At 71.4% G+C, this 23,278-nt stretch carries 16 protein-coding genes; 3 read left to right on the top strand and 13 right to left on the bottom strand.

Features of this window, described 5'->3' with window-relative positions; genetic code table 11:
- The first annotated feature begins 132 nt into the window (after window positions 1-132).
- Window positions 133-1,368: an ROK family transcriptional regulator gene (locus AB0C33_RS38595; protein WP_358297132.1), complete on the top strand. Its 1,236-nt coding sequence runs from the start codon at window positions 133-135 to the stop codon at window positions 1,366-1,368.
- Here the strand turns inward: AB0C33_RS38595 and AB0C33_RS38590 are convergent.
- From AB0C33_RS38590 to AB0C33_RS38530, 13 genes are all read right to left on the bottom strand, one after another.
- Entirely contained in the window at window positions 1,331-2,710 is a 1,380-nt protein-coding gene (locus AB0C33_RS38590; protein ID WP_358297130.1) for a nucleotide pyrophosphatase/phosphodiesterase family protein, read from the bottom strand. The two genes, AB0C33_RS38595 and AB0C33_RS38590, sit on opposite strands and share 38 nt — an antisense overlap.
- On the bottom strand, window positions 2,707-3,834 hold the full coding sequence (gene eboE, locus AB0C33_RS38585) for a metabolite traffic protein EboE (RefSeq protein WP_358297128.1): 1,128 nt from the start codon (window positions 3,832-3,834) through the stop codon (window positions 2,707-2,709). Before eboE ends, AB0C33_RS38590 begins: the two co-directional genes overlap by 4 nt.
- Window positions 3,834-4,685, bottom strand: a complete 852-nt coding sequence (locus tag AB0C33_RS38580) for a TatD family hydrolase (protein WP_358297125.1) — start codon at window positions 4,683-4,685, stop codon at window positions 3,834-3,836. The genes eboE and AB0C33_RS38580 overlap by 1 nt, the downstream gene beginning before the upstream one ends.
- A complete protein-coding gene (locus AB0C33_RS38575) occupies window positions 4,685-5,314 on the bottom strand; it encodes an EboA domain-containing protein (protein ID WP_358297122.1) in 630 nt (209 codons plus the stop codon). Before AB0C33_RS38575 ends, AB0C33_RS38580 begins: the two co-directional genes overlap by 1 nt.
- On the bottom strand, window positions 5,311-6,162 hold the full coding sequence (locus AB0C33_RS38570) for a sugar phosphate isomerase/epimerase family protein (RefSeq protein ID WP_358297119.1): 852 nt from the start codon (window positions 6,160-6,162) through the stop codon (window positions 5,311-5,313). The genes AB0C33_RS38575 and AB0C33_RS38570 overlap by 4 nt, the downstream gene beginning before the upstream one ends.
- Window positions 6,159-7,055 (bottom strand): SCO3242 family prenyltransferase, encoded by an 897-nt coding sequence (locus AB0C33_RS38565; protein WP_358297116.1) that lies wholly within the window; start codon window positions 7,053-7,055, stop codon window positions 6,159-6,161. Before AB0C33_RS38565 ends, AB0C33_RS38570 begins: the two co-directional genes overlap by 4 nt.
- Window positions 7,052-8,197: an inositol-3-phosphate synthase gene (locus AB0C33_RS38560; protein WP_358297113.1), complete on the bottom strand. Its 1,146-nt coding sequence runs from the start codon at window positions 8,195-8,197 to the stop codon at window positions 7,052-7,054. The genes AB0C33_RS38565 and AB0C33_RS38560 overlap by 4 nt, the downstream gene beginning before the upstream one ends.
- Before the next feature lie 71 nt (window positions 8,198-8,268).
- Window positions 8,269-9,276 carry a sugar phosphate isomerase/epimerase family protein gene (locus tag AB0C33_RS38555; RefSeq protein ID WP_358297110.1) on the bottom strand — a complete coding sequence of 336 codons (1,008 nt, stop codon included), beginning with the start codon at window positions 9,274-9,276 and terminating at the stop codon, window positions 8,269-8,271.
- Window positions 9,273-10,445: a Gfo/Idh/MocA family oxidoreductase gene (locus AB0C33_RS38550; RefSeq protein ID WP_358297107.1), complete on the bottom strand. Its 1,173-nt coding sequence runs from the start codon at window positions 10,443-10,445 to the stop codon at window positions 9,273-9,275. The genes AB0C33_RS38555 and AB0C33_RS38550 overlap by 4 nt, the downstream gene beginning before the upstream one ends.
- Window positions 10,442-11,506, bottom strand: coding sequence for an ABC transporter substrate-binding protein (locus tag AB0C33_RS38545; RefSeq protein ID WP_358297104.1), 1,065 nt, complete (start codon window positions 11,504-11,506; stop codon window positions 10,442-10,444). Before AB0C33_RS38545 ends, AB0C33_RS38550 begins: the two co-directional genes overlap by 4 nt.
- Before the next feature lie 53 nt (window positions 11,507-11,559).
- On the bottom strand, window positions 11,560-12,570 hold the full coding sequence (locus AB0C33_RS38540; protein WP_358297102.1) for an ABC transporter permease: 1,011 nt from the start codon (window positions 12,568-12,570) through the stop codon (window positions 11,560-11,562).
- On the bottom strand, window positions 12,563-14,098 hold the full coding sequence (locus tag AB0C33_RS38535) for a sugar ABC transporter ATP-binding protein (protein ID WP_358297099.1): 1,536 nt from the start codon (window positions 14,096-14,098) through the stop codon (window positions 12,563-12,565). The genes AB0C33_RS38540 and AB0C33_RS38535 overlap by 8 nt, the downstream gene beginning before the upstream one ends.
- 313 nt (window positions 14,099-14,411) lie before the next feature.
- Window positions 14,412-15,626, bottom strand: coding sequence for an ROK family transcriptional regulator (locus AB0C33_RS38530; RefSeq protein ID WP_358297096.1), 1,215 nt, complete (start codon window positions 15,624-15,626; stop codon window positions 14,412-14,414).
- 330 nt (window positions 15,627-15,956) lie between these two features.
- Here AB0C33_RS38530 and AB0C33_RS38525 point away from each other — a divergent pair, with 330 nt between their 5' ends.
- A complete protein-coding gene (locus tag AB0C33_RS38525) occupies window positions 15,957-17,237 on the top strand; it encodes an ROK family transcriptional regulator (protein ID WP_358297093.1) in 1,281 nt (426 codons plus the stop codon).
- Window positions 17,238-17,562: 325 nt separating this feature from the next.
- Window positions 17,563-23,154 carry a ThuA domain-containing protein gene (locus tag AB0C33_RS38520; RefSeq protein WP_358297090.1) on the top strand — a complete coding sequence of 1,864 codons (5,592 nt, stop codon included), beginning with the start codon at window positions 17,563-17,565 and terminating at the stop codon, window positions 23,152-23,154.
- The last annotated feature ends 124 nt before the right edge of the window (window positions 23,155-23,278 follow it).

Genomic DNA, 23,278 nt, shown 5'->3' with positions numbered 1-23,278 from the left:
CCGCGCCGTAGCCTGACACCTGGCGGTTCTCGCTTCGCACCGCGGAGTCCGGGGCTCTCCACACGAGCCGCCTCCGCCACCCCCGGTGGCACGGAGCTGGAGAGACACGACGACCGGTCAAGAGGAGTCCAGGTGTCAGAGCCACCGTCCATCACCCAGCAGGAGATGCGCCGGCGCAACCTCTCGCTCGTCGCGCACGCCGTGGCTCGGCTCGGCCCGCTGTCCCGCGCTTCCGTCGCGGCCCACATCGGCTTGACGCGGGCCGCCGTGTCGACGCTCGTCGACGAGCTGATCCGCGACGGGCTGCTCGTGGAGTTGGGACCGTCGCGCCCGGGAACCGTAGGACGTCCCGGCAGCGCGCTGCAGCTCAACGACCAGGGACCGGCGGGTCTCGGGGCGGAGATCGGGGTCGATCGTCTCGCCGTGTGCGCGGTGGACCTCAGCGGGCGGGTGCGGGGGCGGGTCACGTACGAGGCCGCCAACCGGGGGCGCGAGCCGGGGCCGGTGCTGCGCGACCTCGCGAGGCTCGTCCGGAAGGTCTCGGCGGAGGCGGAGGGCCAGGGGCTACGACCGGCGGGGCTCGCCGTCGCGGTGCCCGGCCTGGTGGCGCGCGGGTCGTCGTCCGTGGTACGCGCCCCCAACCTGGGCTGGGAAGGCGTGGACCTCGCCCCCGCGCTCCCCGCTCTCCCGCTGACGGTCGACAACGAGGCCAACCACGGCGCGCTCGCCGAACTGTGGCTCGGGGCGCACGACCCTTCCCTCCGCAACTTCGTGCACGTCTCCGCAGAGATCGGCATCGGTGCGGCCATCGTCATCGATGGACGCCTGTTGCGCGGAACACACGGCTTCACGGGGGAACTCGGCCATGTTCCGGTACGCCCCGAGGGCCCGGCGTGCGCCTGCGGCGGCCGAGGCTGCCTGGAACGGTACGCGGGCGAGGAAGCCCTGCTGCGGTCGAGCGGCGTCGATCCGGCGCGGGTCGCGGCCCTGCATCCGGGCCCGGGCGGGCGCATCGCCTTTCTGGCGGAACGCGCCCGCGAGGGCGACCAGCAGGTACGGCGTGCCCTGCGCGAGGCCGGCAAGGCACTCGGCATCGCCCTCGCCGGCGTCGTGAACCTCCTCGATCCGCAGAAGGTGATCCTCGGCGGCGGGCACTCCCCGCTGCTGCCCTGGCTGCTGCCCGCCCTGGAGCGGGAGCTGGACCGCCGGGTCATGGATCCGGGCCGCGTGGGCCAGGGCGGGGTGATCGTCTCGCGCCTGGGCTCGGACGGGCCGCTCCTCGGCGCGGCCAACTCGGTCGTGCAGGCGTGTCTCGACAACCCGGCCCGGCTCAAGGCAGGCGGCAAAGGCGCAGCAGCAGGTCCTTGACCTCCGTCGCCTCGAATCGGTCCTTGCCCACGGACGGGTCCGAGCAGAGCAGCACCGGCGCGTCGGCGGCATCGGCGGGAAGCAGCCCGTGCGATCCGCGTACGGCCCGGGCGCCCTGGTCGAGGCCGACGACGTTCATGAGGTAGCGCAGGCCGAGCTTCTTGCGCAGCAGCGCCACCCCGGCCCTGCGCTTGGCGGCGGCCGGGCGCGCCGGGTCGAAGAAGAGCTCGGCGGGGTCGTAGCCGGGCTTGCGGTGGATCTCGACGAGGCGGGCGAAGTCGGGCGCGCGGGCGTCGTCGAGCCAGTAGTAATAGGTGAACCACGCCTCGGGCTCGGCGAGCAGGACCAGTTCGCCGGAACGGGGATGGTCCAGGCCGTACGCCTTTTTCCCGCTCTCGTCGAGCACCCGGGCGACGCCGGGCAGGGACGCGCAGAGCTCGGCGACGGCCGGCACGTCGGCGGGGTCGGCGACGTAGACGTGCGCCACCTGGTGGTCGGCGACGGCGAACGCGCGCGACGTCCACGGATCCAGGTACTCCATGCCGTCCTGGGTGTGGACGCGCAGGAACCCCTCGGCGCGGAGCATCCGGTTGACGTCGACGGGGCGCGAGACGTCGGTGATGCCGTACTCCGACAGCACCACGACCGTCCGGCCCGCCGCCACGGCGGCCTCCAGCAGCGGCGTCAGCACGGTGTCGAGCTCGGCGGCCGCGGCGGCGGCGCGCGAGTCGGAGGGGCCATATCGTTGCAGGTCGTAGTCGAGGTGGGGGATGTAGGCCAGCGTCAGGTCGGGGTCGTGCGCGGCCATGACGTGCTGGGTGGCGCGGCAGATCCAGGCCGAGGAGGCGATGCCCGCCCCCGGGCCCCAGTAGCTGAACAGCGGGAAGACGCCCAGTTCGGCGGTGAGCTCGTCGTGCAGCTCCGGGGGGTGGGTGTAGCAGTCGGGCTCCTTGCGTCCGTCGGCGTGGTAGATCGGCCGGGGGGTGATCGTCCAGTCGACGTCGGCGCCCATGGCGTACCACCAGCAGACGTTCGCCACCGTGAGGCCGGGCCGCTCGCGGCGGGCGGCCTGCCACACCTTCTCCCCGCCGACGAGCGCGTTGTGCTGGCGCCACAGCAGGACCTCGCCGAGGTCGCGGAAGTACCAGCCGTTGCCGACGACGCCGTGGCCCGCCGGCGGCACCCCGGTGAGGAACGTGGACTGGACCGAGCAGGTGACGGCGGGCAGGACGGTGCCGAGTTCGGCCTGGAAGCCGCCCACCGCGACCGCCTTGAGCCGCGGCATGTGCGCGAGCAGTCGCGGGGTCAGCCCCACCACGTCCAGGACCAGTAGTGACGTCATGCGCGAACTCCCAGGTGACGCAGCTCGTTACGGGCGAACTCCAGCTCCCCCGCGATGCCCGCGGCGAGCTGTCCGGGGGTCCGCGGACGCAGGGCCGGCGGCAGCACCCCCCAGGTGTAGGTCTCCACCTCGAAGTGGTCGCAGAGCGGCCGCGGCCCGCCGAGGAGCTCCGCGAGCGCCGCGCGCAGCACGGGGACGGTCGTGGCGAGCGGCGCGGACGGCCTGACGTGGAGCGGAACGTGGTAGTGGACCCGCCATGGTCCGGGCAGCGACCGCTCGAACGCCTCGTCGAGGTCGTCAGCGGCGTCGCCGGCGGGGTTGCGCGTCTGGTGCAGGAAGCGCGGCTCGGCGTACTCGCGCAGGGCGTCCGGGTCGGCGCTCTCCAGGGCCGCGGAGAGCTGGACCTTGACGACGGGCAGGCCGACCCGGCCCAGCTCCTTCAGCGCGTCGGCCGGATCCTCCCAGGCGCAGGCCAGGTGGGCCAGGTCCAGGCAGATGCCGAGCCGGTCACGGTCGACGTCGGCGAGCCGGGCCGCCGCCTGGGGCGTCGTCTCCACCACGCAGCCGGGTTCGGGTTCGAACCCCACGCGGATCACCCGTCCGGTGGCGGACTCGACGGCGGCGAGGCCGGTGGCCAGCTCGTCGACCCGGCGGGCGGCGAGGTCGGCCGTCCCGGCGTCCCAGGGGTCGCGCCAGGCGAGCGGCAGCGTCGAGACCGACCCGCGGGCCGCGTCGTCGGGGAGCAGGCCGGCGAGGACGAGCGCCAGGTCCAGCGTGTACGACAGCCGCTCGTGGGTGGTCCAGTCGGGACGGTAGACGGCGTGCTTGACGACCGGGTCCTGGAAGGAACGGTAGGGGAACCCGTTGAACGTGACCACCTCCAGCCCCCGTACGGACAGCTCGCGGCGGAGCCGGGTCCGAAGCGCGGGGTCGGCGGCCAGGGCGGCGGCGACCGGCGCGGCCAGCCAGAGCCCGACGCCCAGGACGTCCGTGCCGAGGCGCTCCCGGATCGGGACCGCGTACACGTCGAGCTGGGCGACGATGCCGTCAAGGTCCTCGGCCGCGTGCACGTTCGTGCAGTAGGACAGGTGCAGCGGGGTTCCTTCCGGGTGGATCAGCCGCATCAGCTGCCGCCGCGCTTGATGGAGCTGCCTTCGAAGGTCTCCTCGCCCGCCGCGGTCTCGGTCAGGTCGAGCCGCCCCGACTGGCCGTAGAACTCCACGGGGTTGCGCCACAGCACCCGGTCGACGTCGTCCTCGGTGAACCCGGCGGCCAGCATCGCCCTCCCCGTCTCCGCCGTGAGCAGCGGGTCCGAGACGCCCCAGTCGGCGGCGGAGTTGACCAGCATCCGGTCCAGGCCGTACCGCCGGAGGATCTCCACCATGCGCGGCGGCGACATCTTCGTCTCGGGATAGATGGAGAAGCCCGCCCAGCATCCGGACTCGCGCACCATCTCGACGGTGACCTCGTTGAGGTGGTCGACGGCGACCCGGTCGGGCGCGATGCCGGAGGCGGCGACGACCTCCAGCGTGCGCCGGGTGCCGGCGGCCTTGTCGCGGTGCGGGGTGTGCACGAGCGCCGGCAGGTCGTGCTCGACGGCGAGGGCGAGCTGCCGCTCGAAGGCGTCGTCCTCCTCCGGCGTCATGGAGTCGTAGCCGATCTCGCCGACCGCGACGACGCGGTCCTTGTCCAGGTAACGCGGCAGCAGGTCGAGAACGGGACGGCAGCGGGGGTCGTTGGCCTCCTTGGGGTTCAGCGCGATCGTCGCGTGGTGGACGACGCCGAACTGCGCCGCCCGGTACGGCTCCCAGCCGATCAGCGAGTCGAAGTAGTCGGTGAAGGAGCCGGGGCCGGTGCGCGGCTGGCCCAGCCAGAAGGCGGGCTCCACGACGGCCCGGACGCCGGCGGCGGCCATCCGCGCGTAGTCGTCGGTGGTGCGGGAGGTCATGTGGATGTGCGGGTCGAAGATGCGCATCAGGGCTCCTCGCGGGTCAGACGGTCGAGCAGGGCGGCGGCGTCGGCGGGCATGGGGCGTCCCGCGGCCGCGCGCTCGTCGGCGAACGCGGCCAGCATGGCGGCCAGCTCACGGTCGGCCCGCTCCTCCAGCCCATCGACCGCGGTCAGCGGCACGCCCGTGAACACACACTTGAGCACCGCCTGCCGCCAGGCCGCCTGGTCGAGGTGACGGGCGTAGGGGCCGAGCGCGGCGGCCAGCAGGCGGGCGTCGTTCGTGCGGATGGCGTCGTGCAGGAGCGGCAGGCCCGCTACGCCGACGGCGAGCATCGGCAGGGCCTTGAGCGCGGCCCGCTTCTCGTCGGCGTCGCCGTGGTGGTAGAGGTCGGCGATCCCGGCCCCGGCCCGGTCCGGCGGCAGCGCGGCCAGCAGCAGCGCGCGGGTGGCCTCGTCCGCCGTCCAGCCGGGCACGCCGGGCAGCGGGGTGCGCCCGGCCCGCCGTCCGGCCTGGGCGAAGGACCGGCTGATCGTCTCGGGCCGCTCGCCCGCCTCGGCGAGCGCGGCGTCCACCCATTCCGCCCGAGAGGTCTCCCGCAGCGTCTCCCGAAGCGTCTCCCGAAGCGCGGCGCGCAGCCGCTCCGGACCTGTCATGCCGTCCTTCCTTCGTTGGAGGCCCGCTCGGCGTCGCGCAGGAACTCGATCGAACGCGCGGCCACGACGGGCGCGGCGTGGCTGTGCCGGGGCAGCTCGACCGCGACCAGGCCCCGGTAGCCCGCGTCGGCGAGCGCCCGCAGCACTGGCGGGAAGTCGATCTCCCCTTCGCCGAGCTCCAGGTGTTCGTGCACGCCGCGCCGCATGTCGTCGATCTGTACGTTGACCAGGTGCCCGGCGAGGGCGGCGACGCAGTCGGGCACCGGCTGGGGCTCGTTGCAGCGGCAGTGCCCGATGTCCAGGGTGATGCCGAAGCCGTCCGGGGAGCCGAGCGCCTGGTGCAGCGTCCGCCAGCCGGCGATCGTCTCGACGAGCATGCCCGGCTCGGGCTCGAACCCCAGCGGCACGCCGGCCCGCCGCGCGGCGTCGAGAACCCGCCCGCAGCCGTCGACCAGCCGATCCCAGGCGGTGGCCCGGTCGACGCCGGCCGGGCGTACGCCAGACCAGAACGACACCGCCTCAGCGCCGAGATCCGCGCCGACGGCGACGGCGCGGCTCAGGAAGTCCACCCGGCGGTCGCGGTCGTCGTCCAGCAGGGTCGGGGCGTGCTTGCGACGCGGGTTGAGCAGGTAACGCGCGCCGGTCTCGACGACCACCGCCAGGCCGAGGTCGCGCAGCCGGTCGGCGACCCGCGCCACGCGCCGTCCCAGGCCGTCGGCGTACGGGTCGAGGTGGCAGTGGTCGAGCGTCAGGGCCACACCCTCGTAGCCGAGGCCGGCGATGACGTCGAGGGCGTCGGTCAGGCGGTGGTTGGCGAAGCCGTTGGTGCCGTAGCCGAATCGCGTCATGTCGCGGAGATCCTTCTGACCAGGCGCCGGGCCAGCGGGACCGCCGCCCCGAGGGCGAGCGCGACGCGGGCCGCGCCGGCGCGCGCGGTGAGTGCCGCCTGGAGGGCGGGCAGGCTGACGATGCCCGCGCTGACCGCGTCGCGCACCCGGCCCGCGCAGGGGTCGGCGACTGCGCGGGCCTGGGAGAGCCCGAACTGCGCGGCGTACCAGGCGGCGAGGGCCGGCTGCGTGAGGCTCACGCCGGTGCGGACGGTGACGGCCGCCCGATCGGGGCTCGCGCCGCCGCGGGCGGTGACGGCGGCGAGCGCGACGGTTCCTGAGAGGGTGAGCGCGGGCAGGCGCGGACCGGTGCCCGACACCTCCGCCCGCGAGAGCGCGGTCAGCAGGTACGTGTGCGCGCCGACCGTGACCGCGGCAGGCAACGCGTCCGCGACATGCCTGGTGGAAAGGGCGGGGGCGGCGCCGAGGAGGACGTCGAGGGTGCGGCAGAGGGCCATGGTCAGGGGACCGGCGCGGGTGCCCTTGGCGGCCACGTCGTACGCCCAGACGGCGGCGGCCAGCGGGACGGCGACCGCCAGGGCACGCCGGCCGCCCGCGAGCCCGGCCACGGCGAGCCCGGCAGCGGTGAGGCCCACCGCGACGCCGAGAGCCGCTCCGGCGGGCACCCGCCCTGAGGGGATGGGACGTTCCGGGCGTTCGACGGCGTCGAGACGCCGGTCGGCCCAGTCGTTGGCCGCCATTCCCGCCCAGTACAGGCAGACCGAGGCGCAGGCCAGCCCGACGGTACGGCGGCCGAGCACCCCGGCTGCGGCCGCCCCGGCGATCACGTCGCCGGGCACCGACAGCGCGGCCGGAGCGCGGACCAGGTCCAGCAGGTCGCGCGGCGCCGTCATCGCGCCGTCATCGCGTACGCCTCGACGGCCGCCCGCAACGACTGCCACTGCTCGGCCAGCCCGTGCGGCACCTCTCCGAGGGGGTCCTTGAAGAAGAAGGCGAGTTCCGTGAGCGGGCCCGTGCGCCCGGCCCGGTGGGCGGCGGCGGTCAGCCGTGCCAGGTCCAGGATGAGCGGCGCGGCCAGGGCGGAGTCGCAGCCGTGCCAGGTGAACTCCATGCGCATGCGGGTGCCGAGGAAGCCCTCGAAGGAGATCAGGTCCCAGGCGGTCTTGAAGTCGTCGAGGTCCTCGACGAAGTCGATCCGGGTGTCACCCTGCGGGACGTAACCGAGCGTCTCGGGGAGCACGCGCTGCTTGCTGGCGGCCTTGGCCGCGTTGGCGGCCGGATCCGCCAGGTTCGCGCCGTCGCCGCCGCCCAGCAGGTTGATCCCGGACCAGGTGCGCACCTTCAGGTTGCGCTGGGCGAACATCGGGGCGAGCACCGACTTGACCAGGGTCTCGCCGGTCTTGCCGTCGTGGCCGCCGTACGGGAGGGCCTTCTCCCGGGCGAGGGCGTCGAGCGCGGGCAGGCGGGCGCCGGTGGAGGGCGTGAAGTCGACGTACGGGCAGCCGGCGGACAGCGCGGCGTAGGCGGCCAGGGCACTGGGCGGGAGAACCGGGTCCGGACCGTCCAGCGCGGAACGCAGGGCGTCGAGGTCGGCGTGCGCGAGGTGCGGTGACGGCGCCGGTTCCGTGGTGGAGACGTTGATCACGACGACCCGGTCCAGACCGTGCCCGGCGCGGAACCGGTCGAGGTCGGCGGCGATGGCGCGGGCGGTCTCGCCCTGCGTCGCGGCGACCGGCAGGGGCCGCACGTCCTGCTCGATGCCGAGCAGCGCGTCCTGCACCGCGCTCGCCAGCCCGTCCGGGACGACTCCCGCCTCGGCCAGCGCGGCCGCCTTCTTGTCCAGGGGTGTGGAGGAGATGTCGTGGCCGCCGAAGACCAGGTCCCCGATGCCGGGCAGGGCGTCATGGCGCAGTTCCGGCGTCTCCAGGACGCATCCGGTCGGCGCGGCCAGGCCGGCCCGGATCGCCAGTGCGCCGATCATGCTGGTGACCGCGACCGATCCTCGTGCCCCGATCAGCCATAATCCCGTTCTCATTGCTTTCCTCTCGCTGTTCTTCTCGCGATCGGTCAGCCGGGACGGCGGTGCCGCCGTCCCGGCGAGGCGCGCTACTCGGCCGAGAACGCGGCGTCGAAGGCGGCCGTGGGCGGGGTGATGGCGTTGAGCTCGCGGATCAGCGCCAGCGCGTCGGGCGCGCCGACCAGGCGGTCCATGCCCGCGTCCTCCCACTCGACGGAGATCGGGCCGTCGTAGCCGATCGCGTTCAGGGCCCGGAAGCAGTCCTCCCAGGGCACGTCGCCCCGGCCGGTGGAGACGAAGTCCCAGCCGCGGCGCAGGTCGGCCCAGGGCAGGTGCGACGACAGCCGGCCGCGGCGGCCGTTGCCGGTGCGCACCTTGGCGTCCTTGCAGTCGACGTGGTAGATCCGGTCGGCGAAGTCGAGGATGAAGCCCGCCGGGTCCAGCTCCTGCCACACCATGTGGGAGGGGTCCCAGTTCAGCCCGAACGCGGGCCGGTGCCCGATGGCCTCCAGCGTGCGGACGGTGGTGTGGTAGTCGTAGGCGATCTCGCTGGGGTGCACCTCGTGGGCGAAGCGCACGCCCACCTCGTCGTAGACGTCGAGGATCGGGTTCCACCGGTCGGCGAAGTCCTGGTACCCGGCCTCGATCATCGACGGGGGCACCGGCGGGAACATGGCCACGGTGTGCCAGATCGACGAGCCGGTGAACCCGACCACGGTCTTGACGCCCAGCTTGGCCGCCGCGCGGGCGGTGTCCTTCATCTCCTCGGCGGCGCGCCGCCGTACGCCTTCGGGCTCGCCGTCGCCCCAGATGCGGGCGGGCAGGATGCCCTTGTGCCGTTCGTCGATCGGGTTGTCGCAGACGGCCTGGCCGACGAGGTGGTTGGAGATCGTCCACACCCGCAGGTTGTGCTTGGCCAGGGTCTCCTTCCTGCGCTCGACGTAGGAGTCGTCGGCGAGGGCCTTGTCGACCTCGAAGTGGTCGCCCCAGCAGGCGATCTCCAGGCCGTCGTAGCCCCATTCCGAGGCCAGGCGGCAGACTTCCTCGAACGGCAGGTCCGCCCACTGCCCGGTGAACAGCGTGATGGGCCGGGTCATGAAACCTCCACAGGGGTGAAGCGGCTGTCGTCAGCCGCGCTCTGCTCGACGGCCGCCAGCACGCGCTGCACCTGCAGCCCGTCGTCGAAGGACGGCGCGGGGTCGGTGCCGGCGGCGATCGCCTCGATGAAGTCCTTCGCCTCGTGGGTGAAGGCGTGCTCGTAGCCCAGGCCGTGGCCGGGCGGCCACCAGGCGCCCGCGTACGGGTGTCCGAGCTCGGTGACCAGCACCCGCCGGAACCCGGCTTCGGCGTCGTCGAGGGTGTGGTCGTGGAACCACAGCTCGTTCATCGACTCGAAGTCGAAGGCCAGGCTGCCCAGGGATCCGTTGATCTCGATGCGCAGCGCGTTCTTGCGGCCGGTCGCGAAGCGGGTGGCTTCGAAGGAGGCCAGGCCGCCGCCGCTGAGCCGCCCGTTGAACAGCGCGGCGTCATCGACGGTGACCGGACCCGTGCCCGTGCCGCTGCCTGCCGACAGGCCGGACGACCCGGCGGCCAGCGGGCGTTCCTTGACGAACGTCTCGGTCATGGCGGAGACGCCGGTCAGCCGCTCGCCCGTGACGTACTGGGCGGTGTCGATGATGTGGGCGCCGATGTCGCCGAGCGCGCCCGATCCAGCCTTGTCCTTCTGCAGCCGCCACACCAGTGGGAAGTCCGGGTCGACGATCCAGTCCTGCAGGTACTGGGCTCGTACGTGCCGGATCTGTCCCAGCTTGCCTTCGGCCACGAACCGTCTGGCGAGCGCGATGGCCGGGACGCGGCGGTAGTTGAAGGCCACCATCGCCCGCACGCCCCGTCCGGCGGCGGCGCGGGCGGCGGCGGCCATCTCCTCGGCCTCGGCGACGCTGTTGGCCAGCGGCTTCTCGCAGATGACGTGCTTGCCCGCGGCCAGCGCCGCGATGGCGATCTCGGCGTGGCTGTCGCCGGGCGTGCAGATGTCGACGATCTGCACGTCGTCACGGTCGAGCACGCGCTTCCAGTCGGTCTCCGCGTGCGCCCAGCCCAGCTTCGCCGCAGCCTGCTCGGTCGCCTCGGGGTTCCTGCCGGCCAGCGCGACCATGGCGGGCCGGAGCGGCAGGTCGAAGAACGCGTCCACGTTGCGCCAGGCCTGGGAGTGGGTGCGGCCCATGAAGGCGTACCCGACCATGCCGACGCCGGCCACCGGCCTCATGATTCGAACCCCGACGGGAGGTACTTGGCGACGTTGTCCTTGCTCACGGTCTGTGAGGCGAGCGTGATCGACTGCGGCACCTCGTTCTCCATCAGGTCGCTCATGCCCTTGCCCTGAGCGATCAGGCGGGCGAGCTTGATCGCGGAGGCGGCCATCGTCGCGGGGTAGGTGACGGTGGCCTTCAGCACGCCGGAATCGGCCTTGATGTCGCGCATCGCGTTGGCCGAGCCGGCGCCGCCCACCATGATGAACTCGTCGCGGCCGGCCTCCTTGATCGCAGCCAGCACGCCGATGCCCTGGTCGTCGTCGTGGTTCCAGATCGCGTCGATCTTCTTGTGCGCCTGGAGCAGGTTGCCGGCGACCTGCGTGCCCGACTCGACGGTGAACTTGGCGTCCTGCTTGGCGGTCACCTTGAACCCGTACATCTGCAGGGCGTCGGCGAAGCCCTTGCTGCGCTCCTGGGTCAGCGGCAGCGTGGCGATGCCCTGGATCTCCAGGATCACCGGGTTCGACACCCCCTTGTCCTTGAGCGTCTTGCCGATGAAGTGCCCGGCGGCCACGCCCATGCCGTAGTTGTCGCCGCCGATCCAGGTCCGGTACGACAGCTTGTCGGGGAAGACCCGGTCCACGTTGATCACCGGGATGCCCGCGTCCATCGCCTGCCGGGCGACCTGGTTGAGCTGCTGGCCGTCGTTGGGCAGGATCACCAGCGCGTTGACCTTGGCCTGGATCAGCGACTCCACCGCCGAGATCTGCTGGTTGATGTCGTTGGTCGGCTCGACCGCCTTCAGCGTGACGTCGGAGTACTGCTTGGCCGCCTCCTGCGCGTTCTTGCTGATGGCCGCGATCCAGCCGTGGTCGGCGGCCGGGGCCGAGAAGCCGATGACGACCTGCTCGCCCGGCTTGTCGTTGTCCGTCCCGGCCGACGCCGCCGCCTGCGGGGCGGCGGAGGAGGCCGACACGGCGGCGGGCTCGTTACTGGTGCAGGCCGCGAGGAGGGCGCCCGCGCCGAGGACGGCGCCGCTCGCGAACAGCCCTCGACGGCCGACGTTCTTGCTCATGTATTTCTCCGATGGGTGGGGGCCCGGGTCAGGGACGGAAGGGTTTCGGTGGGTCATAGAGGTGATTTGAGACTTCGCCGCTGCAGGAGCACGGCGGCGACGATGATCGCGCCCTTGGCGACGAGCTGGTCGGCGGTGTTCAGGCCGTTCAGGATGAACAGGTTGGTGATCACCGTGAAGATCAGCAGACCGAGGATCGACCCGATGATCGTGCCCTTGCCGCCGCTCAGCAGCGTCCCGCCGATGATCACCGCGGCGATCGCGTCCAGCTCGTACAGGTCGCCGTGTGTGGAGGAGCCGGTGGTGGTCCGCGCCATGATCAGCACGGCGGCGATCCCGCAGCACAGGCCCGACAGCGCGTACAACATCAGCGTGTGCTTGCGTACGTCGATGCCGGCCAGGCGGGCCGCCTCGGGGTTGCCGCCCACCGCGTACGTGCGCCGGCCGAACGTCGTGCGGTTGAGCACCAGCCAGCCGACCAGCACCACCAGCGCGAACATGTACACCAGCAGCGGCAGCCCGAGCACCCGCGTGGTCGACAGGTCGACGATCAGCGAGTTGTCCGGCTGGACCAGCTGGGTGCGCTGGTTGGACATGCGCTGGGCCAGGCCGCGCGCGGCCACCATCATGGCCAGCGTCGCGATGAACGGCACCATCCGCCCGTAGGCGATGAGGAATCCGTTCAGCAATCCGGCGCCGGTGCCGACCAGCACCGCGCACACGATCATCACGACCGGCCCGTACGCCTGCGTCGCCAGCGTGGTCGCCCACACCGACGCCAATGCCATCAACGCCCCGACCGACAGGTCGATGCCACCACCGATGATCACGAACGTCGAGCCGACCGTGATCACGCCGATGGTCGAGGCCAGCGCCAGGATGCTCACCAGGTTGGAGGGGGTGGCGAAGTTCTCCGGTCTGGTCACCACGCCCACGATCGCCAGCAGCACCAGCGCCGCGACCAGACCCAGATGGCGGATCTCGCCGAGCCGGCCGAGGCGGCCGCGCGCCCCCACGGCTTTCAGGCGCGGGCCGGCCGGCGCGCTCTGATCAACGTCAGTCATGGAACGCTCCTTCTAGGGGATTCGCTTCGTCGGCCCCGGACGCCGACCCTGTGGAGACCATCACCAGGTCGAGCACGCGGTGCTCGTCCAGGTCCTCGGCCGGCGCCTCATGGACGATCCGGCCCTCGCGGACGACCAGCACCCGGTCGGCCAGGCCCAGCACCTCGGGCACCTCGCTGGAGACCAGCAGCACGCCGATGCCGTCGTCGGCCAGCTTGCGGACCAGCGCGTACAGCTCGGCGCGGGCGCCGACGTCCACACCGCGCGTGGGCTCGTCCAGCAGCAGCAGCTTGCGGTCCTCGGCCAGCCAGCGGCCCAGCACCGCCTTCTGCTGGTTGCCCCCCGACAACGTCCTGATCGCCCGGAGCGGATCGGGCGGGCGGATGTCCAGCGCCTGCGACAGCCTCGTGGCCTCGGCGAGCTCGCTGCGGCGGTCGAGCCAGCCCAGCCACCGCGGCTTGGTGTGGCGGCTCATGCTCGCCAGCGTGATGTTCTGCGCGACCGAGTGGTCCAGCAGCAGCGCCTGCGCCTTGCGCTCCTCGGGGGCCAGGCCCATGCCCATCCGCACCGCCCGGGTGGTGCTGCCCGGCCGCACCGTGCGCCCGTCGAGGACGACCCGGCCGCTGCCCTTGCGCGCGCCGTAGATCGTCTCGATGATCTCGCTACGGCCCGAGCCGACCAGCCCGGCCAGCCCGACGATCTCCCCCGCCCGTACGGTGAACGAGACGTTCTCGAAGCGGCCGGGCAGCGTCAGGTTCTCCACGCGCAAGATCTCCTCGCCGGGCGGGGCCGAGGAGCGGGGCGGGAAGACGTACTCGACGTTGCGGCCGGTCATCAGGGAGACGATCTGCGAGGTGGGCGTCTCCTTGGCCGGCAGCCCGACGGCGACCGTACGGCCGTCCTTCAGCACGGTGACCCGGTCGCCGATCTCGCGGATCTCCTCCAGCCGGTGGGAGATGTAGATCACCGCCACGCCCTGGGAGGTGAGGTCGCGGATCACCCGGAAGAGATTGTCCACCTCGTCGTGGGCCAGGGCGGCCGACGGCTCGTCCATGATGATGAGCCGGGTCGAGTGCGACAGCGCCCTCGCCATGCTGACGATCTGCTTGTGCGCCGGGGACAACCGGCCCACCTCGGTACGCGGGCGGATCTCCCCGTGCCCCAGCCGCCTGAGCAGCTCGGCCGTGGCCCGGTCGGCCTCCGACCTGCGGGAGAAGCCGAAGCTCGCCGGCTCATGGCCGAGGAAGACGTTCTCGGTGACGCTCAGCCCGTCCACCAGGTCGAGCTCCTGGTACATCGTGGAGATGCCGAGACGGATCGCGGCGGTGGGGCCGGACAGGCGGGCTTCCTCGCCGGCGAAGGTGATGGTGCCCTCGTCGGGCTGGTGCGCCCCGGCCAGGATCTTGATGAGCGTGGACTTCCCTGCGCCGTTCTGGCCGAGCAGGCAGTGCACTTCCCCGGCGCGTACGTCGAGGTCGACCCCGTTCAGAGCGCGGACACCGGGGAACTGTTTGACGATTCCCCGCATGTGGAGCAGAGACGCCGAGTCGGATGTTGACCGCGGCACAGGTGCCTCCCTGGATTCATGGTGCGGTCGGGTCCCGCCCGCCTGACGGCGCCGGTTGGCACCGCCGACGGCATCGAGGTCGGCGTGAACGATGCCGATACGGCTCCGGACTGCCGGTCAGGCGGGGCGGGACGTTCTGGGGGGAGAGGTGGCGGGTTCCCGCCCGCCTGACGGCATGCGCCATCGCCGCGGCACCTATGTGGGCGGGGTGCGCCGAGGCGGGCGGGACGATCGGGCGGACGGGAGGTCTAGTGGGGTGATCGGGTGTCGTGGGTCATGCCGATGGCTGAGGATGTCGGATCTCGATGTTCGCGGGGTCGGACAGCGCTCGTTCGACGACGACGCCGGCCGCTCCTCGCGAGGCGGCGCCGAAGCCGAGGTCGGATGCGACGAACCGGCAGCGGCCGGCGGCGCCGCTCATCCCGAGGCGGGCCAGTTCTCGCTCGGCCGCGGGGATGAGCAGGTCGGCCAGTCTGGCGAAGTAGCCGCCCAGCACTATCACCCGCGGGTTGAAGAGGTTGACCAGCATGGCCGCTCCGATGCCGAGCCACGCGCCGACCTCCGCGACGGCCGTGTCGACCCGGGGGTCGCCTTCTGCGCGCCGCTGCTCGATCTCGGCCAGCCGCTCCTCCGGGTCGCGGACGATCTGGGACCTCATGCCGTACGCGCGGTCGGGGGTGGCCATGCGCACGAGCGCGGCCAGCCCGACCTTGGTCTCCCAGCAGCCGGTGAGGCCGCAGCGGCACGCCTCACCGGACGGGTCGACCACGACGTGCCCGACCTCTCCGGCGAATCCGTCCGCTCCACCCAGCAACCGGCCTCCGGAGATGACGCCGCCGCCGACGCCGACCTCACCGGTCAGGTAGACCAGGTCGGAGGTGCCCGCCGCGACGCCGAAGGTGTACTCGGCCAGGGCCGCGAGGTTGGCGTCGTTGTCGACCCCGATGGGGATGTCACCCGGAATGTCGGCGTGGGACAGTCGCTCCGCCACCTTCACGCCGCGCCAGCCGAGGTTCGGGGCGACGACGACGGTGCCGTCGGTTGTGTCGACCAGGCCGGGGACGGCCACGGTGATCCCGGCCGGCGTGACTCCGAGCGGTTCGAGGTCGGCCAGGGTCTTCTCGATCACGCGGGCCAGCTCGTCCAGCGAGCGTTCCGGGCCGGATCCCATCGCGTCGAAGCTGATCCGCCGGTCGATGAGGACCCTGCCTGCCAGGTCGGTGGCGATCGCGGCGATGTAGTCGACGTTGACTTCCACGCCCAGGGCGCCGACCCGCGAGCCGTCCAGGACGAGCGCGACACTCGGTCGGCCGACGGAACCCGCGTGCTGCGGGCCTGTCTCCTTGACCAGCCCGCGTGCCTGCAGCTCGCTCACCAAGCTGGTGACGGTGGTCTTGTTCAACCCGGTCTCGACAGCGACGGCGGACCGGGAGCACGGGCCGTGCCCGCTGATGTGACGCAGCACCAGAGCGAGGTTGGAACGTCGCACGGTGGTCTGGTCCGCGGGGACTCCCGCGGGCAGGCCCCGACTCGTCGAGTCGGTCGCTGGGGCGTCAGCCCTGCCGTGGTGCACGCGTCTCCTCCGCAATTAGTACGTATGGCTGGCCGAATTAAAAGCGGCAAAGACTGTGAAGCACAAGAGGGAAAGCGTTTGCACTTCCCGTAACAGTCCGGTAACGAGATCGGGAATGCTCTCTGAACTGCTGGAAGATCGTCGATGCCAACTCGTTACGCGGGACGGGGGTGCACGGTCGGACACCTTCGTGTTACAACCCTCATTAATTGATCCCCGATACAAAACAAAGGGCGGGTGACACGAGTGACCAACAGGCACCTCACCCGCACGTCCACCGGCGGCACTCCCCCGGCAGGCTCCACCGCACTGCGCAGGGCGAACCTCTCCTCAGTGCTGCGCGAGCTGCGCGACCACACCTCCCTGTCCCGTGCCGACATCGCGGAGGCGACCGGCCTGCACCGCGCCACCGTCTCCAATCTCATGGCCGAGCTCCTGGAACGGCGGCTCGTACGGGAAGTGGGAGTCGAGCACGTGGGCGCGATCGGCCGGCCCAGACGGGCGGTGGCGCTGCATGGCGCGCATGTCGGCGCCCTGGGCATGGAGATCAACGTCGACTACATCGCCGTCCACGGCACCGACCTCAGCGGCCGGGTCCTGGTCGAGCGCCGGGTCGTCTTCGACGCGATGGGCAGCACGCCGGATCGTGCGGTGCGCCGCCTCGGGCTCGTGGCCAAGGAGGCCGTGGAGGCGATGTGCCGGGCCGGAGCGACGCCCGCCGGCATAGCGGTGGCCGTCCCCGGGCTCGTCGACGTGGCACGCGGTGTCGTGACGTTCGCGCCGAACCTCTACTGGCATGATTTGCCGCTGGCCGAGCGGCTGACCTCCGTGCTCGGCCCGCTGAGCGTACCGGTGCTGGTGGACAACGACGCCAACCTCGCCGCGCTGGGCGAGTACATCTCGGGTGTCGCCGCAGGCACGTCCGACCTGGTCTATCTCACCGGCGAGGTCGGGGTCGGCGGCGGCATCATCTCCGGGGGCCGGCTCCTGCGCGGCGCGGACGGGTTCTCCGGCGAGGTCGGTCATCTGCGGCTCGACCCCAACGGCGACCAGTGCGGCTGCGGCCGCATCGGCTGCTGGGAGACCAAGGTCGGCCTGGCCGCGCTCGTCCGCGCGGCGATGCCGGAGCACGCCTACGGGCTGCCCGGCATGCCGATGCCCGACCCCGGCGAACGAGTGGCCGACATCGCGCGCGGCCTGGCCTCGGGCGATGTACGGATGACGAAGGCGGTGGCGCAGGTCGGCGAATGGCTCGGGCTCGGTGGCTCGATCCTGGCCAACCTGTTCAACCCGCGGGTGATCGTCATCGGCGGCTACTTCGCCTCCCTGGCCGAGTGGCTGCTGCCGCACGCGCAACATCAGCTGCAACGGCTCGTGGTGGCCGCTCCCGCCGCCCAGTGCCGATTCGTCGCCTCCACGCTCGGCTTCGGCGCCGCCTCCCGGGGCGCCGCGAGCATGGTGGTCACCCAGATCATCGACGACCCGACCACGATCATGGACTCGCCACCGCGGCCGGCAGTCCACTGACAGCACCCCACAGACCTGGAGACGGCACCCTCCAGCACCCCGCAACACCCGCTCGAAAACCAAGTGGCAACAAGCGCGGCGGCGCGCGCCTTGCCTGACGTCCCCCCGGTCAGGAAGGGTTTCCATGTCACCACGTCATCGAACGTGGGCCAGGCTGCTCCACGCGGCCCCGCCACAGGACCGACGTCGTCCGCGACGTCGCATCGCGGCGGCGACGGCTCTTGCTCTCGTCGCTCCCTTCATCACCTTCTCAGCCGCACCGGCGAGCGCCACGGTCACCGCGTCGTCGGCCGCCACGGAAGCCGCCGCGGCGCCTGACTTCAAGGTGCTGGTCTTCTCGAAGACGACCGGCTTCCGGCACGACGCGATCCCCGAGGGCATCGCCGCGGTGCAGAAGCTCGGCCAGGACAACAACTTCGCGGTCGACACGACCGAGGACAGCGCCCGGTTCACCGATGAGAACCTGGCGCAGTACCAGGCCGTGGTCTTCATGTCCACGACCGGCGACCCGCTGGGCACGCAGGAGCAGAAGGACGCCTTCCAGCGCTACATCCAGAAGGGCGGCGGGTTCGTGGGCGTCCACGCCGCCGCCGACAGCGGGTACAACTGGGCCTGGTACGGCAAGCTGGTCGGGGCGTACTTCAAGCAGCACCCGGCGATCCAGCAGGCCACGGTCAAGGTCGAGGACCCGGCCCACCCGTCGACCAAGGACCTGCCGACCACCTGGACCCGTACCGACGAGTGGTACGACTACCAGGCCAACCCGCGCAACACGGTCCATGTGCTGACCTCGCTGGAGGAGAAGTCCTACACCGGCGGCACGATGGGCGCCGACCACCCGAACACATGGTGCCAGGACTTCGACGGCGGCCGTTCGTGGTACACGGGGCTCGGCCACCTCAAGGAGAACTACACCGAGCCGAACTTCCTGAAGCTGCTTCTCGGCGGCATCCAGACCGCCGCCGGCGCGATCAAGGCCGACTGCTCGGCCTCGCAGAGCTCCAGCTTCGAGAAGGTCACGCTCGACGACAACACCTCCAATCCGATGATGGTGGACGTCGCCAAGGACGGCCGGGCCTTCTACATCGACCGGCTCGGCGAAGTGAAGATCATCAAGCCCACGGGCGGCACGGTCACCGCCGGGAAGCTGAACGTCTTCACCGCCAACGAGAGCGGCCTGCTCGGCCTGGCGCTCGACCCCGGCTTCGACACCAACCACTGGGCGTACCTCTACTACTCCCCCAGCGGCGAGAACGTCGACCGGCTGAGCAGGTTCACCGTCAACGGTGACAGCCTGGACCTGACGAGCGAGAAGAAGCTCCTCGACGTCCCGGTGCAGCGGGCCGAGTGCTGCCACCACGGCGGCGGCATGGTGATGGATCCCAAGACCGGCAACCTGTGGCTGGCCACCGGCGACAACACCAACCCCTTCGCCTCCGACGGCTACGCGCCGCTCGACGAGCAGTCCGGCCGCACCAACTGGGACTCCCAGCGCACCTCGGCCAACACCAACAGCCTGAGCGGCAAGCTGCTGCGCATCCACCCCGAGGCTGACGGCACCTACACCGTCCCGTCCGGCAACCTGTTCCAGCCGGGTACCGCGAAGACCAAGCCGGAGATCTACGGCATGGGCTTCCGCAACCCGTTCCGCATGGGGCTCGACCCGAAGACGGGCGGCATCATGCTCGGCGAGTACGGCCCCGACGCCAACACGGCGAGCGCCACGCGGGGCCCGGAGAACACGGTCGAGTGGAACCTGGTCGCCAAGCCGGGCAACTACGGCTGGCCGTACTGCGTCGGCAACAACACCCCGTACGTCGACTACGACTTCGCCACCAAGAAGTCGGGGTCGCCGTTCAACTGCGCCGCGCCGGTCAACGACTCGCCCAACAACGACGGCCTGACCAACCTCCCCCCGGTCATCCCGGCGACGATCTGGTACCACTACGGGGCCGACCCGCAGAACTTCCCGGAGCTGAGCGGCGGCGCGCCGATGGGCGGCCCGGTCTACCGCTTCGACCCGAACCTGCAGTCGGACGTGAAGTGGCCGGCCTACTGGGACGGCAAGGCCGTCTTCGGCGAGTGGAACAACGACAACGTGTGGTCGTTCCAGCTCGACGAGAACGGCACCAAGCTCGTCGAGATGAACCGCATCCTCGGCTCGCTGAAGTTCAAGAAGCCGATGGACATGAAGTTCGGCCCCGACGGCGCGCTGTACATGATCGAGTGGGGTTCCGGCTTCGGCGGTGACAACGCCGACTCCGGCATTTACCGCATCGAGTACATCAAGGGCAACCGCCCGCCGATCGCCCGCGTCACGGCGGACAAGACCGACGGGCCGCTGCCGCTGACCGTGAAGTTCTCCAGCGAGGGCAGCCGCGACCCGGACGACAAGGCGATCACCTACGCCTGGGACCTCGACGGCGACGGCGACACCGACTCCACCGACCCCAACCCCACCTTCACCTACGACAAGGCAGGCGAGTACGGCGTCGTCCTGACCGTCACGAACTCCGACGGCAAGACCGGCACGGCGAGCGTGACGATCACCGCGGGCAACACCCGTCCCGTCGTGACCGTCGACGTGCCGCCGAACGGCTCCTTCTTCGAGTTCGGCGACCAGGTGAAGTTCAAGGTCACCGTCACCGACGCCGAGGACGGCGCGATCGACTGCGACAAGGTCCAGATCCAGGCGATCCTCGGCCACGACAGCCATGGCCACCCGCTCGACCAGCTCAAGGGCTGTGAAGGCACCCTGCAGACCTCGCAGAGTGGCCACGGCGAGACCGACAACCTCTTCTATGTGATCGAGGCCAGCTACGCCGACAAGGGCGCCGGCGACGCCAAGCCGCTGACCGGCCGCGGCCAGGTCATCCTGGAGCCCAAGCGCAAGCAGGCCGAGCACTTCGCGCAGACCGGCCGGGTGGCCGACGGCAAGGGCACCGACGCCGCCGGCGTCCAGACGGAGACCACGACCGACCCGCAGGGCGGCAACCTCAACATCGGGTTCGTCCAGGACGGTGACTGGTGGTCGTTCGACCCGGTGAACCTGTCGAACGTCACCGGGATCCGGTTCCGGGTCGCCTCGGGCGGCGCGGGCGGGACCGTACAGGTCCGGGCGGGCAACCCCGGGACCGGGACCCTGGTGGGCTCGGCCGAGGTGAAGCCCACCGGCGGGTGGCAGACGTTCACCGACGTCACGCTCGACCTGACCGGTCCGCCGTCCGAGAGCGGGCCGCTGTACTTCGTCGTGCGCAAGCCGGCGAGCGCGGCGAACGACGCCTACCTGGCGAACTTCAACTGGGTGGACTTCGTCGGCAAGGGCGCCACCGACAACCAGCGTCCGACGGTGACCGCGACGGCGCCCCAGGCGACGGGCGTCGCGCCGCTGAAGGTGGACTTCAAGGCGACGGCCACCGACCCGGAAGGCGGTCCGATCACCTACAAGTGGAACTTCGGGGTGACCGGCGCGCCGCAGCCCACCACCGCCGAGGCGAGCTACACCTACACCGCGCCGGGCTCCTACACGGCCGTGGTGACCGCGACCGACGACAAGGGCGCCTCGGCCACCGCCCAGATCCCGATCAAGGTGGACTCGGCGACCACCGTCTGTCTCACCGGCCGTTCGGACGGCTTCACCGGGACCCAGCTCAACCGTGACCGCTGGTCGGTCATCCGGGAGAACCAGGACCTCAAGGTCGCCGACGGCAGCCTCGTGATCCCCACGTCCAGCACCGACATCTACGGCGCAGGCGGTAACACGTCGAACATCGTGGTGCAGCCCGCACCGCAGGGAGCATGGACCGCGACCGCCAAGGTCACGCTGAAGGCCCTCGACGCCTACGAGCAGGCCGGCCTGGTCCTGTACGGCGACGACGACAACTACGCGAAGATCGTTCTGGAGGGACGGGGCACCAACGACCGCGCGGGCCGCATCTTCCAGTTCATCCGCGAGGAGAACGGCGCCCCGAACGAGGTGAACGCGAGCAACACGGCCAACCTCGGCGACGCCTACCCCGACACCGTGTACGTGCGCCTCGTCACCGACGGCACCAACCTGAACGCCTCCTACTCGGCGGACGGCGTCACCTTCACCGCGATGCCGGAGACGAAGAAGCTCGCCGGCATCACGAACCCGAGGATCGGCCTGCTCGCCCTGTCCGGGACCGGCGGCCACCCGGTGGTGGACGCGTCCTTCGACTGGTTCCAGATCACTCCGGACGACACGGCCACCGGCGCGGCGCCGGACGACGAGTTCGACGGCGGCGCGCTCGACTCCTGCCGCTGGAACGCGGTCGTCCGTCCCGACGCCACCGGGATGCGGGTGACCGGCGGCAAGCTGGAGATCGACACCTCGAAGGGAGACATCTACGGGTCCGACAACAGCGGCCCGAAGAACTTCGTCCTGCAGAACGCGCCCGGGGGCGACTGGACGCTGGAGACCAAGCTCGACGGTTCGGCGTTCAACCAGGCGTACCACCAGGGCGGCCTGGTGGTCTACGGCGGTGACGACGACTACGTCAAGGTCGACTACGTGGCCGACAGCGCGACGGCGACGAGGATCGAGCTGCGCAGCGAGGTCGGCGGAGCCGTTCAGGACCCGCAGCCGCAGGTCGACCAGCACGGCTCCGGCGTGTGGTGGCTGCGGCTGAAGAAGGAGGGCGACACCTTCCACGGCTACTACTCCGCGAACGGCACGGACTGGACCGAGCTCGGCGCCACGGTGCAGAACGGCGCCGTGGCGAGCGGGGCGAAGGTCGGCGTGTTCGCCTTCGGCGGCAACAGCCAGACCGCGTCGGCGACGGCGAAGTTCGACTACTTCCACCTGGTCAAGGGCGGCGGGGGCGCCGACGACAAGACGGCGCCCACGACGACCGCGACGACCGACCCGGCGGCTCCGCAGAGCGGCTGGTACACCGGCCCGGTCTCAATCACGCTGTCGGCCGCCGACGAGCCGAACGGCAGCGGGGTCGACAAGACCGAGTACCGGCTCGACGGCGGCGATTGGAGCGCCTACACCGCTCCTGTGGTCGTCTCCGGCGACGGCTCGCACACGCTGGCCTACCGCTCGGCGGACAAGGCGGGCAACGTCGAGGACGCCAGGACCCTCACGGTCAAGGCGGACGCGACCGCGCCGATGACCAGGGCGGAGTTCGCCTCGCCGAACGACAGCGGGTGGCACGACGCCGCCGTGCCGGTGACGCTCACCGCCACCGACGCCACGGCCGGGGTGGGGAAGACCGAATACGCGCTGGACGGCGGCGACTGGACGCCGTACACCGAGCCGGTCACCGTCTCGGGCGAGGGCAAGCACGAGCTCAAGTACCGCTCGACCGACAAGGCCGGGAACGCCGAGGACGTCAAGGCCGCCGCGTTCCAGGTCGACACCAAGGCGCCCGCCGTGGTGATCTCGGGCGTGGCGAACGACGAGAAGTACGGCGACAGCCAGGACCTGCAGATCGCCTGGCAGGTCGTCGACACCGCCTCCGGCGTGAAGTCGGTGAGCGGCACGCTCGACGGCAAGCCGTTCGAGTCCGGGACGCTCCAGCCGCTGTACGGGCTGGCCCTGGGCACGCACACGGTCACGGTCACCGCGGTCAGCAACGCGGGCAGACAGACCGAGCAGTCCGTGACGTTCACCGTCGAGACCTCGACGCAGGACCTCGCCGCCCTGATCGACCGTTTCGAGAAGGACGGCAAGCTGACGGACAAGGAAGCGCACCGCTTGCAGACGAACCTCGCCACCGTGCGCGATGCCGAGGACAAGGGCAAGAAGGATGACAAGATCATCAAGGAGATCCGGAAGTTCAAGGACGCCGTCAGCGGCAACAAGGGCGTCTCGGACGAGCAGGTCCGGGCCGTCCTCCTCCGGGACGCCGACGCACTGATCGTCCGGCACGGCGGCACGCCGGCCTGACGACGAGCGAGACCGGCGTTCCGGACGCCGCCATAGAGCGCCGCTCCGTCACGTCGCCGACAGACGGTGAGTGCCCTCGCCAGGCGAGGGCACTCACCCCCTCCCGCTCCACGACGCGGTCTTC

The organism is Nonomuraea sp. NPDC048881 (assembly GCF_040649795.1).
GTDB lineage: Bacteria > Actinomycetota > Actinomycetes > Streptosporangiales > Streptosporangiaceae > Nonomuraea.
Note: the sequence above shows the minus strand (reverse complement) of the source record. Positions and strands in the feature narration are given on the sequence as shown.